This window comes from Arthrobacter sp. SLBN-83 (assembly GCF_006715285.1).
GTDB lineage: Bacteria > Actinomycetota > Actinomycetes > Actinomycetales > Micrococcaceae > Arthrobacter.
In genome coordinates this window covers 751,743-766,631 of record NZ_VFMX01000001.1, presented here as the reverse complement: position 1 = coordinate 766,631, position 14,889 = coordinate 751,743, and the positions used below count along the sequence as shown (strand labels likewise).

Sequence of the window (14,889 nt, the reverse complement as noted above, 5' to 3'; positions counted from 1 at the left end):
GGCGTTGTCCTTGAGGTGGGGAAACGGTCTGTAGGGCCATGATGCCATCTGAAGACCCGGTGCACATGGGGCTTGTGGCCCGGGATTCCGCGGGCAGAATTAGGCCATGGCCGATGACCTTGAGGAACTGCTGGTGCCTGATGCCGCTGCCTGGCGCGCCTGGCTGGAAGAAAACCACAGGACCAGCCCGGGCGTGTGGCTGGTCGTGCACAAGAAGGGCGGGAACGTGACCAGCCTGGACTATCCGGCGGCGCTGGACGAGGCGCTCTGCTTTGGCTGGATCGACGGGCAGGGCAGGCGCCGCGACGCCGAAAGCGTGTTCCAGCGGATGACGCCCCGCCGCCCCCGCAGCATCTGGTCGGCACGGAACGTGGGCCACGTTGCCCGGCTGGAGAAGGAGGGGAAGATGACCGACGCCGGCAGGGCGGCAGTAGAGGCCGCCAAGGCCGACGGCCGCTGGGACGCGGCCTACGGCGGGCAAGCCGATGTTCAGGTTCCGGCAGACCTGGCGGCCGCCATCGCAGCGAACCCGGCGGCGCAGGCAACCTTCGACGTGCTTACCAAAACCAACCTGTTCTCCCTTGTGTACCGGACCAACTCCGCGAAGCAGGCCGCCACCCGGGAGCGCAGGATCGCCGGGTTCGTTGACATGCTGGCCCGCGGCGAGACGCCCTATCCGCAGAAGAAGCGCCCCGCCGGGCTGGACTCAAGCGACCCCGGTTAGGGCAGGCCTGCGGCGGCTACGGACGCGGCAGCCTCCAGCGTCATCCATGCCTGCAGTTGGGTGGAGAGTTCGACGGCGGCGCCCGGCGGATACGTCGCGGCCGCCGGTTGCGCGGCGTGCATAGAGAAGACACTCCTGCCGTGCAACCTCGCACCGGCTTCGCTGGGGCCCACCGGACGGCGGCCGGACCAGAACGCCCCGGCCGTGTCCGTCACCAGCCGGGCAGCAGTGGTGCGGGTGGCCTGGGGAAGCCGGGTATCCACGGCCGCAAGCGCCAGGTAACGGCACAGGATCCCGGTGAACAGGCCGCCGTCGCCGGTTCCTTCGCAGCGGAGCACCGAATCGCCGGCGGAAACGCCCTCCGGTCCGCCGGCAGGAACCGTCAGCAGCCGCTGTACCGCGTCCACCACGACGGCCGCCCGGGCCAGGTTCGCTTCGCCGCCCAGTTCCAGGAGCGCGCCCAGCACCGGGCCCTGGTTGTAGGTGTACACGGCCCGCTCCAACACCACCTCGCCGGCCGGGTTGAGGCGGGCGCCGTCCAGGTACAGCCCCTGCCCGGCGTCGAACAGGGTTGCGTCCAGCCAGTCCAGCAGTGCCTGGGCCTTGGCGTGCCGGCCCGTGCGGGCATAGAACAGTGCCACCGGCGCCGTTGCGGGGGTGTTCTTGAAGTCGCGTTTCTTGCTCCAGAACGTTCCGCCGCCAAGGTCGTCGGTGCAGGCGGCGTCGAACTGCAGCGCCAGTGACGCACGGACTTTGGCGTTGCGGCGGCGGCCAGGGCGGCGCGTCTCCTCGGCCAGCCGGTCCAGCCGCAGGGTTGCCAGGGCAAGCCAGGCCATGTCGTCGTAGTAGCTGTTCACGAAGGTCAGGGCGTTGCGGAGCCTGATGCCCGTCACCAGCCGCGAGGCCAGGTGGCCAGCGCTGGGACGCTCCGGGCCGTCGAACCGGGCAGCGGGGGTTGCCCCTCCGCCAAGTTCGCGCCGGCCGGTATCCACCAGGCAGTCCACATAATGTGCCTGCCACCAGTAGTGCCAGGGGAGGGCCAGGGCAGCCGCCGGCCGGGCACGCCGGAGCAAAGCGAGCCACCGGTTACCCGGATGGACGGCTTGATCCTGTTGTTCCTGCCGGGCCTGCCGGCCCGGATGCCTGCCCTGCCACAGCACCGCGCCCAGATGGGTGCCGGGGAGGAACAGCAGCTTGTGCCCGAACAGGGCGGTGACGGACCGGGCCGCGTGGTTTGCCCTGTCCGGCCAGATGCTCATGGAAGTGCTGCTGGACGTCATGCCGTCCACCCTAACCGTGCCTAAGGAGCCGCCGGGGCAAGGCGGCATGCGTGCAGGGTGCGGGAGATCGCAATTTCAGTTAACATGCATTAACTGTTGCTCGACGCCGCGCCGCGGCATGGGGACACGCATCAAGGAGGATGTATGGACATCAAAGGCAGCGTCGCACTGGTGACGGGCGGTGCGTCCGGGCTGGGGGCGGCCACCGCGCGGAGATTGTTCGACGGCGGCGCATCGGTAGTGCTTGTTGACCTGCCGTCCTCCAACGGGCAGGCAATGGCGGACGAACTCAACAGCCGCGCCGAAGCCGGTCAGTCCGCCGTCTTCGCCCCTGCGGACGTGACCAGTGAGACTGACGTGCGGGCCGCCGTCGGGACCGCCGCGGGGCTGGGACCGCTTCGGATCGTGGTGAACTGCGCCGGGATCGCCACGCCGGGCAAGGTGCTGGGACGCGACGGCGTGCTGCCGCTGGAGACGTTCAGCCGCGTCATCCAGGTGAACCTGGTGGGCACGTTCAACGTACTGCGGCTGGCCGCCGAAGCCATGGTGGCCACCGAACCCGCCGCCACCCCGGTGGGCGGCCCCGAACGCGGGGTCATCATCAATACGGCCTCCGTGGCGGCCTTCGACGGCCAGATCGGCCAGCCCGCTTACTCCGCGTCCAAGGGTGCGGTGGCGGCGATGACCCTGCCCATCGCCCGGGAGCTGGCGCGCTCGCTGGTCCGGGTGGTCACTATCGCCCCGGGCATCTTCGAGACGCCCATGATGGCCGGCCTGCCGCAGGAAGCGCAGGACTCACTCGGCGCCCAAGTCCCTCACCCCTCCCGCCTGGGCAAGCCCGAGGAATACGCCAACCTGGTGGCGCACATCGTGGACAACGCCATGCTGAACGGCGAAACCATCCGCCTGGACGGCGCCATCCGGATGGGACCGAAATGAGCGCCCCAGACCTTTCACAATTGCCGGCCGCGGACTTCTTCGCGGTGGAATCGATGCTGGGCCAGGCCGAACGGAACAAGCTGGCCGAGCTCCGGGACTTCCTGGCGGCCGAGGTTGCCCCCTACGCCGGGGACTGGTGGAACAAGGCCGAGTTTCCGGCGCACATCCTGCCCAAGCTGGCCGCCCTGGAACTGAGCACCCCCGTGCACCGCGGCTACAGCCACCTTTTCGCCGGGCTGGTCATCGCGGAAATAACCCGGGTGGACACGTCCCTGGCCACCTTCTTCCTGGTCCACCACGACCTCTTTGTTGAATCCCTCCATACCTTCGGCAGCGACGACCAGAAGGAGCGGCTGCTCGCTGACGCCTCGGAGCTGCGCACCACCGGTGCCTTCGCGCTCACCGAACCGATGCACGGGTCCGACGTGGCGGGCGGCATGGAGACGCGTGCCAGGCGGGTTTCGTCGGCAACAGGAGAAGCGGACGACGGCGGCGACGCCTGGGTGCTTAACGGCGCCAAGCGCTGGATCGGCAACGGGACGTTTTGCGACTACATGCTGGTGTGGGCCCGGGACGAGGCGGACGGCGCAGTCCGGGGCTTCATTGTCGACGCCACGTTGCCGGGGGTCAGCCGGAGCAGGATCGAGAACAAGATCGCCCTGCGCACGGTGCAGAACGCGAACATTGAGTTCCGGGACGTCATGGTGCCGGAAGCGGACCGCTTTGCCGGAATCAACAGCTTCGAGGACACCAAGGAACTGCTCCGCAGCTCCCGGGTCATGGTGGCGTGGCAGGCGGTGGGCCAGCAGTTGGCGGCGTTCGACGTCGCCCGGCAGTACGCGGTGGAACGCCACCAGTTCGGCCGGCCGCTGGCCCGTTTCCAGCTGATCCAGCAGCAGCTGGTGACCATGCTGGGCAACGCCGTGGCCAGCATGTCCATGATGGCCGGGATCGCCAGGCTGCAGGACCAGGACGCCGCCGACATGCCGCAGGTGGCCCTGGCCAAGTCCTACCTCAGCGCCAGGATGCGGGAAACCGTGGCGCTGGGCCGTTCCATCCTGGGTGGAAACGGCATCGTCACCGACTACCGGATGGCCAAGATCTTCGCCGATGCCGAAGCCATCTACACCTACGAGGGCTCATTCGAGGTCAATACCCTGATCGTGGGCCGGGCCATCACCGGAATATCCGCCATCTCCTGAGCTCGGATGCTAGGCGGGATACGGCTGCTTCTCGCCCGCCTCAACCCGCACATCCAGGCTGTTGTTCTTCACCGGCATGGGGCAGGTGCCGTACGGGGTGAATGCGCTGGGGTAGTTGATGGCACGGTTGAAATCCAGGACCACGGAGCCGTCGGGGCGGGGCCGCGGCACCGAGAGTTTCCGCCAATCGTCGGTGGTGTCCCCGTTCGTTTCATCATGGAACGTGACGGTCAGGGCGCCGAGCTTCTCTTCCTCCGCCTGCAGCCGGAACTCGTGGTCGCTGCCGGGGAGGCAGAAGACCACCTCGCCCACGCTGCGGTGCACGCCGTCCACCAACGGGTTCGCGGTGCCGATCGGCACGTCCACCGGGGCGGGGTACGGCTCAAACCGGCCCGTTACTTCCCAGTCCGGGTTGTAGGGGTAGGTGGGAACGCCGTCGAACTCCGTGAAGACCGGTGAGGCGTTGTCCCGGGTACGAATGGCATACCTCCCGCCGCGCATGGCCAGTTCCACCACCACCTGGTCCCCGTCCGGGCCGCCGTACTGCACCCACATCAGGGACTCCTCGTCCGCCAGCACGGCGGACACCGTGCCATCCACCTTTTCGCCCGTCTCCACCAGCGTGAGCCCGTCCTCGGGCAGTGCGGCGAGGAACGCCGTCGTGCCCGTGGCGTCGGTGGACCATAATCCCGGGGCGAGGTCGACGGCGGCGGGGGAGTCCCCGAGCCACTGGAAGGAGGTGAGGGTGAGCCAGCCGTGGGGCGAGGCCAGTGCCTTGTCCCGGTTGGCGCGGAAGCGCTGCCAGCGCTCCACTTTCGCGGCTGGGGCGGGGGCTGTGGCGGCTGGGGTGGTGGACATGATTCCTTCCGTTGCGTGTGCCCCCGCTACAACCGCATGCATGGCGTGTTCATTCCGCCCTAAGTCCTCTTGTTCCCTCTGCAGCGGAGAGTCGCGTGCTGCCATGAAGATCGCAGTTCTTGGCTCGGGCACTGTAGGGCGCACGCTGGCAGCAGCATTCAGCGGGTTGGGCCACGAGGTGGTCCTGGGCACGCGGGACCCCGGCGAAACCGTGGGCCGGACCAGCCCGGATCCCATGGGCGGCCCGCCCTTCAAGGAATGGCAGGCAGGGCATAACAACATCCGGCTGGCCACCTTTGCGGACGCGGCGGGTGGCAGTGAGCTGGTGGTCAATGCCACCAATGGCGCCGCATCCCTTGCAGCCCTGGGGGCAGCGGGCGCTGCGCGGCTGGCCGGAAAAGTCCTGATGGACGTGTCCAACCCGCTCGACTTCTCACAGGGAATGCCGCCGGTGCTGAATCCCGTCAACACCGAAAGCCTGGGCGAACGGATCCAGCGCTCGTTCCCGGAGACGCGGGTGGTGAAGACGCTCAACACCATGAATGCCGGCCTGATGGTGGACCCGCGCCGGCTGGCGGACGGAGACCACTCCGTGTTCGTTTCCGGCGACGACGCCGAAGCCAAGAAGGTTGTCACCGGCCTGCTGGAATCCCTGGGCCACCGGGAATTCATCGACCTCGGCGACATCACCACGGCCCGCGGCGCCGAGATGGTGCTGCCGCTTTGGCTGCGGCTGTTCGGCGCGCTGGGCACCCCGGATTTCAACTTCAAGATCGTCCGCCACGGTTGAATGGGGAGGTGGACATTCTTGGCGGAGTGAATCGGGAGTGGCTGGCGGCGCTCACCTGGATGGCAGCCGCGGCTGCCTGTACGGGCGTACTGGTGTGGCGGCGAAGGCGGGCGGACCTCGCCGCGCTCGCCGCCGTCGTCGTCTTCATGGCAGCAAACGTCGGCGCCGGCATCTATGTCCTCAACCACCTGGCGGACGGGCGCTGGGGCGGGGATGGGCAGGCCAAGCTCACCCCGCCGTCGCTCTCCGGGACTCCCGTGGTGGGCCAGTTCCTGGAACCCCTTGAGGGAACCATGGCCGGAATGGCCGGCGGCGTCAACGACTTCATCGACTTCCAGGCCGCGCTGCCTGTTGCACTGGGTTTCTTCGCGGCCGCAGGTTGGGCGCTGGCCTTTTCCGTGCCGGTGGCGCTGGGAGCCGCGGCAGTGCAGGCCAGGCGCGCACGACGCCGAAAGGCTGAGGCTGCTGCGTGGCAGGGCGAAGTGGAAAAACTACGGATGGAACTCGACGCCGTCAGACGCCACGTGGGTATCACGACATCTTTTGAGACGGATTCCACTGCCGCGCAGGAGCGGGGGTAGCATCTTTAGCTAGTAACGTGGCTCACAGTATCCAGCGCAGTGTACGAGCCAAGTCCGAACCCCTCGAAAGATTGTTTCAATGGCTCACACTGCAACACCTCCCGAGACCGATCTTGCCTCCGAACTGCGCGCGGACGTCCGGCGCGTTTCCACCCTGTTGGGCGAATCCCTGGTCCGCCAGCACGGACCGGAACTCCTGGACCTCGTGGAGCAGGTCCGGCTCCTGACCAAGGAATCCAAGGAGGCGGCGCGCGGCGGTGCGCACGCCACCGGCCCCTGGAGCGCGCACGACGTCGTTGCCCAGGTCCGTGAACTCCTCGGCTCCCTGCCCATCGAGCAGGCAACCGACCTGGTCCGTGCCTTCGCGTTCTACTTCCACCTGGCCAACGCCGCCGAGCAGGTGCACCGCGTTCGCGGACTGCGGACGCGCGCCGAAAAGGACGGCTGGCTGGCCAAGACTGTGGCGGACATCGCCGCCAAGGCCGGACCCGACGTCCTGCAGGAGGTGGTCAACGGGCTGGATGTGCGCCCGATTTTCACTGCCCACCCCACCGAGGCCTCCCGCCGCTCGGTCCTGGACAAGATCCGCAAGCTCTCCGACGTCCTGTCCCAGTCCACCGCCGAAGGGTCCACCGCCCGGCGCCGGCAGGACCGGCAGCTGGCCGAGATCATCGACCAGATGTGGCAGACGGACGAGCTGCGCCAGGTCCGCCCCACTCCGGTTGACGAGGCCCGGAACGCCATCTACTACCTGGGCGGCATCCTCACCGACGCCATGCCCGAAATGCTGTCCGAACTCTCCGAGCTCCTCGGCGAGCACGGCGTCACCCTCGCCTCCAAGGACGCCCCCATCCGCTTTGGCTCCTGGATCGGCGGTGACCGCGACGGCAACCCGAACGTCACCGCCGCCGTTACCCGCGAGATCCTGCAGATCCAGAACCAGAGCGCCATCCGGATCAGCATCGGGATGATCGACGAGCTGATCTCCATCCTCTCCAATTCCACGGCACTCGCAGGCGCGGACGAAGCGTTGCTCACCTCCATTGACGAGGACCTGAAGAAGCTGCCCGGCCTGGACAAGCGAGTCCTGGAGCTGAACGCCCAGGAGCCCTACAGGCTCAAGCTCACCTGCATCAAGGCCAAGCTCATCAATACCGGCAAGCGGGTTGCCGTGAACTCCAACCACGAGCACGGCCGCGACTACAGCGGGACCGATGAACTCCTGGCGGACCTGCACCTGCTGGAGCTGTCGCTCCGCAACCACTCCGCAGCCCTCGCCGCGGACGGCTCCCTGGCCCGGGTCCGCCGGGCCATCGCCTCCTTCGGCCTGCACCTGGCCACCCTGGACATCCGCGAACATGCGGACCACCACCACGACGCTGTGGGGCAGCTGATGGACCGGATCGGCGGTCCGGGGCTGCGCTACGCCGAACTCAGCCGGGAAGAACGCTTCGAGGTGCTCGGCTCCGAGCTGGCTTCCCGCCGCCCGCTGTCCGGCCACCCGATCAAGCTCGACGGCGCCGCGGACGGCACCTACGACGTCTTCCGCGAGATACGCCGGGCGCTGCGCATGTACGGCCCGGACGTTATCGAGACCTACATCATCTCGATGACCCGCGGCGCCGATGACGTCCTTGCCGCGGCCGTGCTGGCCCGAGAGGCCGGGCTGATCAACCTCTTCGGTGACAAGCCCTACGCCAAGCTCGGTTTCGCGCCGCTGCTGGAGACCGTGGAGGAACTGCGGGCCTCCGCCGAGATCATCGACCAGCTCCTGTCCGACCCCTCCTACCGTGAACTGGTGCGGCTGCGGGGCGACATCCAGGAAGTCATGCTGGGCTACTCGGACTCCAACAAGGAATCCGGCGTGATGACCAGCCAGTGGGAGATCCACAAAACCCAGCGCAAGCTGCGTGATGTCGCCGCCAAGCACGGTGTCCGCGTCCGCCTGTTCCACGGCCGCGGCGGTTCGGTGGGCCGCGGCGGCGGGCCAACCTACGATGCTATCCTGGCCCAGCCCAACGGCGTCCTGGAAGGCGAGATCAAGTTCACCGAACAGGGTGAGGTCATCTCCGACAAGTACTCCCTGCCGGAGCTTGCCCGGGAAAACCTGGAACTGTCGCTGGCCGCGGTGCTGCAGGGCTCGGCCCTGCACCGCGACCCGCGCACCTCCGAGGACCAGCGCGAGCGCTACGGGCACGTCATGGAGGCCATCTCGGACGCCGCCTTTGACCGGTACCGGAAGCTCATCGACCACCCGGACCTGCCTGCCTACTTCATGGCCTCCACCCCCGTGGAGCAGCTGGGCTCCCTGAACATCGGGTCCCGCCCCTCCAAGCGCCCCGATTCGGGGGCCGGACTGGGCGGCCTCCGTGCCATCCCGTGGGTTTTCGGCTGGACCCAGTCCCGGCAGATCGTCCCCGGCTGGTTCGGCGTGGGTTCAGGCCTCAAAGCGGCACGTGAGGCCGGACATTCCGCCCAGTTGGTGGAAATGATGGACCACTGGCACTTCTTCCGCTCCGTGCTGTCCAACGTGGAAATGACCCTGGCCAAAACGGACATGGACATCGCCGGCTACTACGTCTCAACGCTGGTTCCCGAGGAACTGCACCACCTGTTCCGGACCATCCGTGAGGAGTACGAGTTGACGGTGGCGGAGATCCAGAAGCTCACCGGCGAGAATGTCCTCCTGGACGCCCAGCCCACGCTGAAGCGCTCCCTGGAGATCCGCGACCAGTACCTGGATCCCATCAGCTACCTCCAGGTGGAACTCCTGCGCCGCATCCGCACCGAGGCTGACATCAGCGGGGCCGAGCTCGACGAGCGCCTCCAGCGGGCCATGCTGATCACGGTCAACGGCGTGGCTGCCGGCCTCCGCAACACCGGCTAATCTCTCCTGTTGCTCTATCACTTATGGTCCCTAACAGGCGCTCTTAGGGACCATAAGTGATAGAGCATCCGGGCGTTTGGATAGGGTGGAGGGCATGCCTTCCTTCCAGACCCGCCTCAAGATCACCGGGCTCCGGCCGGGCAATCCGCCTGAGTCCGTCATGGACGCGGCCGTGGAGGCGCTTGGCACCCGGCACCACGTGGAAGCGCACCAGCTCCAGATCGCCGGAGGCGTGCCGCAGCTGAACCTGCGCTTCCTCGTGGAGGCGAGCGAATACAGCGGCGAGAACCGCCAGGCGGTGGAATCGGCAGCAATGATGCGCGACGCCGTCGAACGCGTTGCGCTGACGGGTTCACTGAGCGTGCTGCGGCGCAGCCGCGGCAAGTGGCTGCCCGTCTAGCCTGCGTCGGGGATCGGCTCCTCCTCGACCGGGGAACGGGTGCCCCGCCGGCGGGTGACGATGATGCCCACGACGGCGCCGATCACCAGGCCCACCGCCACGCCGATGAGGGAGCTGGCCCAGAACGGCAGCTTGGTGGTTGAGCCGGTAAAGTAGCCAAGCCCCACCAGCCAGCAGGCCCACAGGACTGCCCCCAGGCCCGCGCACAGACTGAAGCCGCGGACCGAAACGTTCGCCACGCCTGAGGCTGCCGAGGTGGCAAGCCGGCCGCCGGGGATGAAGCGGGCGCCGATGATGGTCCCGTAGGTGGAGGACCGCCCCGCCTTGGCCAGGGCCGAATGGATACCGGCATGGACGCGCCGGCCCCACTTCCAGCGGTCCAGCACATGGCTGAGGCGGCGCCGGAAGAGATGGAAGACCACCATGTCGCCCAGCCAGGACGCCAGGGCTGCGAGCACCAGCACCAGGAACACATTGGCCCGGCCGTCCGCGGACAGCGCGCCGCCGGTAATCACCACCATTTCGGACGGGATGGGCGGAAAAATGGCGTCGCCGATCACCATCGGGATGACCCACAAATAGAAGGTCGCTCCCCAGCTGTCGATGCCGCCGAAGTCCATTGCCACAAGGTACCGCACTTGGGAAACTGGCGGCATGCGGATCTCTGTTCTGCAGGGCGACATTACGCAGCGGCGGGTGGACGTGGTGGTGAACGCCGCCAATGCGTCGCTGCTCGGCGGCGGGGGAGTGGACGGGGCGCTGCACCGGGCCGCGGGGCCGGAGTTGTTGGCGGCATCCGGGAACTGCGGAAAAGCGCCTTGCCGCACGGGCTCCAGACCGGAGCCGCCGTGGCAACCCCCGCATTCCGGTTGCCGGCCCGCTGGGTGGTCCACACCGTGGGGCCCAACCGGCACGCCGGCCAGACCAACCGCGCGCTCCTGGTGTCCTGCTTCAGCGAAAGCCTACGGCTGGCCGATACGTTGGGCGCCGAGGACATGGCCTTCCCCGCGGTGGGAGCCGGTGCCTATGGGTGGAGCGCGGCGGCCGTGGCGCAGGCGGCGGTGGACGCGGTGGCGGGGTTCCAATCCCTGCATCCGGACAGCGGACTGGAACTCGTGGAGTTCGTGCTGCACACCACCGAGGTCGAAGCTGTGTTCAGGGACGTGCTCGGTGCCTAAGGCCGGTGCTAACGCCGTGCCCGGACCGCTTCGCTGAGCTCCAGGCTGCTGCGGTACTCCACAGGCTTCCCCGAGATCGGGTCCACGAACCGGATGCCGCGGGCCAGGAGCTGGAGCGGCTTGGTGTAGTCGTCCGGGGCCTTGTCCAGCAGGTCCGGGTAGAAGGCGTCGTTCACAATCCCCAGCCCCAGTGAGGCCATGTGGACGCGCAGCTGGTGGGTCTTGCCGGTGTGCGGCTCCAGCCGGTATCTGGCGAGGCGCCTGGCGCCAGCGGTGCCGTCGGCACCTGGGGCCGTGCCGCCGTCGAACGTTTCCAGCCGCTCAATCCTGGTTTCAGCGTTCGGCTCACCGTCGATGACCTCGGCCAGGAGGTAGCTGCGGGATTTGGTCATCCGGTTGCGGACCACCACGGGAAACTCGACGGCGGGATACCCTGGCGAGGGCTCGGCGGCGGACACGCACTCGTACTCTTTCTGCACCTGCCGTTTCTCGAACAGCACCTGGTACTTGCCGCGCGTTTCAGGATTGGTCGAGAAGAGCAGGACACCTGCAGTCATGCGGTCCAGCCGGTGCATGGGGATTAGGTCCGGCAGGTCCAGCTGGTTCCGCAGCCGCACCAGGGCCGATTCCTGGATGTAGGTGCCGCCCGGCGTGGTGGGCAGGAAGTGCGGCTTGTCCACCACCAGCAAGTGCTCGTCCTGGTGCAGGATGCTGAGCTCCACCGGAAGGCGCGTCTCCGGTGGCAGGGTCCGGTAGTACCAGATGAAGGTGTGGTCCTCCAGCTTGGTGTGCCGGCTCAGCGGGATGCCGCCCTCGCCCACGATCTCGCCGGCGTCAAACCTGTCCTCGATGCCCTGCGGATCGATGTGGCCCCAGCGGTGCATCATGTAATCCATCGCGGTGTCCCACGGCCCCTCGTCCGGGAGGCGCAGGCGAGTGGCGTTGACGCCGTCGCGCACGGGAAGGGGGGATTGCATCACCGGTCCATTCTACCGGCGCAGGAGCGGCGCCATCCTGACGCAGTCCCTCCGTCCGACCATAAAAAAGTTCTTGACAAAAAAACTTGTCGGTTGCCAGACTTATGGCATGCAGGACATTGCAATCATCGAGGACCCGGCCGCGGCCGAGGCATCCCTTGACCCCATCCGCACGCAGATCCTGCGCGAGCTGGTCCAGCCGGGCTCAGCCACGCAGCTGGCGGTCCGCCTGGGCCTGCCGCGGCAGAAAGTGAACTACCACCTCAAGGCCCTGGAGCGGCACGGGCTGGTTGAGCTCGTTGAGGAGCGCCGGAAGGGCAACGTGACGGAGCGGGTAGTACAGGCCACGGCGGCGTCCTACCTCATCTCACCCACCGCGCTTGCCGCGGTGTCCCCCGACCCGCGGCGGTTTGCGGACCGCTTCTCCGCCTTCTGGCTGCTGGCGCTGGCGGGACGGATGGTCCAGGAGGTGGGCAAGCTTATTGCCGGCGCCGCCGCTGCCAGGCAAAAGCTGGCCACATTCGCCATCGACGGCGACATAACCTTCCGCAGCGCCGCTGACCGTGCCGCTTTCGCCGAGGAGCTCGGCGTGGAGGTCACGCGGCTGGTGGATAAGTACCACGACGGCGGGGCAGCGCCCCAGGGGCGGAGGCACCGGCTCGTCGTGGCGCTGCACCCTGCCCTCAAAGAACCGGCACTCCAAACTTCCGATCAGACCCCTTCACAAAAGGAACAGGACAATGACTGAGAACCGAGACTTCGAAATCGTCTACGACACTGAACTTCCCGGCACTCCCGAGCGGGTCTGGGAAGCGGTCACCAACGGGACGCCGGCGTGGATGTTTCCCACGGACCAGTGGCCGGACGTCAAGACCGTGGAGGAGTACCCCCGCCATCTGGTGTCCCGGATGGACGGCCCGGACGGCTGGGTCAACCAGCTAGAGCATGTGCTGGAGCCGCTGGAGGGCGGCCGCGCGCGGCTCCACTACGTCCACAGCGGCATCTTCGCCGACAACTGGGACCAGCAGTACGACGGCGCCAGCCGCCACACAGAGTTCTACCTGCACACGCTGGGCCAGTACCTGCAGTACTTTGACGGGCGGCCCGTGGTGTTCACCGATATCCAGGCCCCTGCGGCCTCCCAGGAGCCGGGCGGGTTCAGCCGGCTGCGCGAAGCCCTGGGTGCCGGTTCCGTGGGGCAGGGGGCGCGGGTTGAAGTGGAACTCGACAGCGTCGGCCGGCTTGAGGGCGAGGTGGACTTTTCCAACGAGCACTTCCTGGGCATTCGCACCGCTGACGCGCTGTACCGGTTCTTCGGCCGCAACGCGTGGGGTGCCCCCGTGGGCATGACGGTGCACGACTTCAGCGGCGCGGGTGATTCCGAGGCAACTGCCAAGGCGTGGGGCGGCTTGCTGGAGCGGGTGTACGGGTAGGGGTCCCCTTCCGTTTCGCGCCCGAATCGCCGGAACGGTGCCCGCCCGCCGTATCTTTTCAGGGGTGTGGCACGCGTCCGGCGGTTTCGTTGGCCGCCGGTCAGGCGATGGCGACGGCGGGCGCCTGGGTCAGAGACCGCCGGAGCTGGGGTACCGCGTCGAGTTTGTCCTGGGCGGCCCGCAGCGCCAGGACCGCGGTCTCCAGTTTGTCCGGCGGGAGCGTGAAGGGCAGCCGCAGGTTGCGTTCGAAGGCGCCGCCGATCCCGAAGCGTGGACCGGCTGCCAGCCTGAGGCCAAAGTCCGGTGCGAGTACGGTCAGGGCCGTGCTGATGGGTCCGGGCAGCCGGCACCACACAGAGAGGCCGCCCGGCGGAGGTGCCACCTGCCATGTCGGCAGGTGCTCGGCAAGGAAGCCGAGCAGTGCGGACCGGTTGCGGCGAAGCGTCTGCAGCAGCGCGGGCAGTGGCTCCTCCAGTGCCCGGACCAGGTGGGCTGCCGCCAGTTGCTCCATCACGGGCCCGCCGAGGTCCAAGGTGGTGCGGGCGGCGGCGAAGCGCTGGATCATTGGTTCCGATGCCCGGATCCAGCCGGTGCGCAGGCCGCCCCAGTGGGATTTGCTCAGCGACCCGATGGACACAACAGTGCTGCTGAACCCGGCGAGGGGAGTAGTGGCAACGCCGTCGAGGTTGAGGTCGCGAAGCGTCTCATCTGCCACCAGCACGGTTCCGGCCGCGGCGGCCGCGCGCGCCAGCCGGCGGCGCTGGGCGTCAGGCATGATCATGCCCGTGGGGTTGTGGAAGTCCGGGACCACGTAGGCAAGCTTTGGCTGTTGTTGCGCGATGGTGGATTCCAGTGCGGGCAGGTCCCAGCCGGACTCTGTGAAGGCCACCGGGACCGGGCGGCACCGGGCGGAGCGGATGGCATCAAGTGCGTGGGGGTAGCTGGGATGTTCCACGAGGACCCGGTCCTGCCGGTCCGTCAGGGTGCGGATGATGATGGTGAGGGCGTGCTGGGCACCCGACGTCACCATGACCTGGCCGGGCTGCGTTGGCACTCCGGCCGCCGAATACCGGTCCGCCACGGCCTGGCGCAACGGCAGCAGCCCCAAGGCGTCGTACCCAAAACCTGGGAGCAGGGCAGGTAGTTCCGTCAGGGCCGCGGCGAAGGCCCGGTGCACCACCTCGCCGCTCGCGGGGAGCGCGGAGTATGCAAGATCGATGAGTCCTCCGGGCGCGGCCAGTCCAGGTGCAGTGAGTCCGGGCGCCGTCAGCCCTGGCGCCAAAGGGCCGGCCGACGGCGGCTGGGGGCCAGAGGGGGCAGGCCCGAAGAGTGCCGGGCCGAAGGGAGTCAGTTCAGGGATGCGGGTCCTGCCGCGGCTGCCTTGCCCGCTGCTGAGGAATCCTTGCTCCCGCAGGCTGGCGTAGGCCGCGGTGACGGTGGTTCGGCTGACTGCGATCGCGGCGCAAAGGGAACGCTCGCTGGGCAGGGCCGTGTCGAGTGGGATCCGCCCATCCAGGATGAGCAACCGCAGCACGTCGGCCAGTTCACGGTAGGCCGGGCCGGTTCCGGTGTTCCAAGGGCCAAGGAGGCGGGACAAAGCAAGGGCAGTAAGCGCGGCAGCCATGTAGCCAGTATTTCAG

Annotated in this window: 14 protein-coding genes and 1 pseudogene; 10 read left to right on the top strand and 5 right to left on the bottom strand. The window is 67.9% G+C overall.

From position 1 onward, the window contains the following. Nucleotides 1-106 precede the first annotated feature (106 nt). Nucleotides 107-724 carry a YdeI/OmpD-associated family protein gene (locus tag FBY30_RS03360; protein ID WP_142131231.1) on the top strand — a complete coding sequence of 206 codons (618 nt, stop codon included), beginning with the start codon at nucleotides 107-109 and terminating at the stop codon, nucleotides 722-724. On the opposite strand, the gene FBY30_RS03355 is transcribed toward FBY30_RS03360, so the two are convergent. Next, entirely contained in the window at nucleotides 721-2,004 is a 1,284-nt protein-coding gene (locus FBY30_RS03355) for a glycoside hydrolase family 76 protein (protein ID WP_142131230.1), read from the bottom strand. The two genes, FBY30_RS03360 and FBY30_RS03355, sit on opposite strands and share 4 nt — an antisense overlap. Nucleotides 2,005-2,148: 144 nt before the next feature. Between FBY30_RS03355 and FBY30_RS03350 the strand changes: the two genes are divergently transcribed. Together FBY30_RS03350 and FBY30_RS03345 are read left to right on the top strand one after the other, a co-directional pair. After that, the gene (locus FBY30_RS03350) at nucleotides 2,149-2,943 is read left to right on the top strand and encodes a 3-hydroxyacyl-CoA dehydrogenase (RefSeq protein ID WP_142131229.1); all 795 of its coding nucleotides are present in this window, start codon (nucleotides 2,149-2,151) and stop codon (nucleotides 2,941-2,943) included. Continuing rightward, nucleotides 2,940-4,145, top strand: a complete 1,206-nt coding sequence (locus tag FBY30_RS03345; RefSeq protein ID WP_142131228.1) for an acyl-CoA dehydrogenase family protein — start codon at nucleotides 2,940-2,942, stop codon at nucleotides 4,143-4,145. The genes FBY30_RS03350 and FBY30_RS03345 overlap by 4 nt, the downstream gene beginning before the upstream one ends. A gap of 9 nt (nucleotides 4,146-4,154) precedes the next feature. Here FBY30_RS03345 and FBY30_RS03340 read toward each other — a convergent pair whose 3' ends face one another. After that, nucleotides 4,155-5,003, bottom strand: a complete 849-nt coding sequence (locus tag FBY30_RS03340) for a DUF1684 domain-containing protein (protein ID WP_142131227.1) — start codon at nucleotides 5,001-5,003, stop codon at nucleotides 4,155-4,157. A 103-nt stretch (nucleotides 5,004-5,106) separates the two neighbouring features. Between FBY30_RS03340 and FBY30_RS03335 the strand changes: the two genes are divergently transcribed. From FBY30_RS03335 to FBY30_RS03320, 4 genes are all read left to right on the top strand, one after another. Continuing rightward, nucleotides 5,107-5,793: an NADPH-dependent F420 reductase gene (locus FBY30_RS03335; RefSeq protein WP_142131226.1), complete on the top strand. Its 687-nt coding sequence runs from the start codon at nucleotides 5,107-5,109 to the stop codon at nucleotides 5,791-5,793. An 8-nt stretch (nucleotides 5,794-5,801) separates the two neighbouring features. Next, nucleotides 5,802-6,374 (top strand): hypothetical protein, encoded by a 573-nt coding sequence (locus FBY30_RS03330; protein ID WP_142131225.1) that lies wholly within the window; start codon nucleotides 5,802-5,804, stop codon nucleotides 6,372-6,374. 79 nt (nucleotides 6,375-6,453) lie between these two features. Then, nucleotides 6,454-9,261 carry a phosphoenolpyruvate carboxylase gene (gene ppc, locus FBY30_RS03325; RefSeq protein ID WP_142131224.1) on the top strand — a complete coding sequence of 936 codons (2,808 nt, stop codon included), beginning with the start codon at nucleotides 6,454-6,456 and terminating at the stop codon, nucleotides 9,259-9,261. A gap of 94 nt (nucleotides 9,262-9,355) precedes the next feature. Beyond that, entirely contained in the window at nucleotides 9,356-9,661 is a 306-nt protein-coding gene (locus FBY30_RS03320; RefSeq protein ID WP_141158180.1) for a hypothetical protein, read from the top strand. Here FBY30_RS03320 and FBY30_RS03315 read toward each other — a convergent pair. Beyond that, nucleotides 9,658-10,317 carry a DedA family protein gene (locus FBY30_RS03315; RefSeq protein WP_235009322.1) on the bottom strand — a complete coding sequence of 220 codons (660 nt, stop codon included), beginning with the start codon at nucleotides 10,315-10,317 and terminating at the stop codon, nucleotides 9,658-9,660. The two genes, FBY30_RS03320 and FBY30_RS03315, sit on opposite strands and share 4 nt — an antisense overlap. On the opposite strand from FBY30_RS03315, the pseudogene FBY30_RS03310 reads away from it, so the two are divergent. Next, nucleotides 10,316-10,839: pseudogene (locus FBY30_RS03310) on the top strand (O-acetyl-ADP-ribose deacetylase). The gene FBY30_RS03315 and the pseudogene FBY30_RS03310 overlap by 2 nt on opposite strands. 8 nt (nucleotides 10,840-10,847) lie before the next feature. On the opposite strand, the gene FBY30_RS03305 reads toward FBY30_RS03310, so the two are convergent. Beyond that, on the bottom strand, nucleotides 10,848-11,816 hold the full coding sequence (locus tag FBY30_RS03305; protein WP_142134870.1) for an RluA family pseudouridine synthase: 969 nt from the start codon (nucleotides 11,814-11,816) through the stop codon (nucleotides 10,848-10,850). Nucleotides 11,817-11,925: 109 nt separating this feature from the next. Between FBY30_RS03305 and FBY30_RS03300 the strand changes: the two genes are divergently transcribed. Both FBY30_RS03300 and FBY30_RS03295 read left to right on the top strand, forming a co-directional pair. Further along, the gene (locus FBY30_RS03300; RefSeq protein WP_142131223.1) at nucleotides 11,926-12,564 is read left to right on the top strand and encodes a winged helix-turn-helix domain-containing protein; all 639 of its coding nucleotides are present in this window, start codon (nucleotides 11,926-11,928) and stop codon (nucleotides 12,562-12,564) included. Continuing rightward, nucleotides 12,557-13,249, top strand: a complete 693-nt coding sequence (locus tag FBY30_RS03295; RefSeq protein WP_142131222.1) for an SRPBCC family protein — start codon at nucleotides 12,557-12,559, stop codon at nucleotides 13,247-13,249. Before FBY30_RS03300 ends, FBY30_RS03295 begins: the two co-directional genes overlap by 8 nt. 100 nt (nucleotides 13,250-13,349) lie before the next feature. Here FBY30_RS03295 and yczR read toward each other — a convergent pair whose 3' ends face one another. After that, complete coding sequence (gene yczR, locus FBY30_RS03290) at nucleotides 13,350-14,873, bottom strand: MocR-like transcription factor YczR (protein ID WP_142131221.1); 1,524 nt, start codon at nucleotides 14,871-14,873, stop codon at nucleotides 13,350-13,352. Nucleotides 14,874-14,889: the final 16 nt, after the last annotated feature.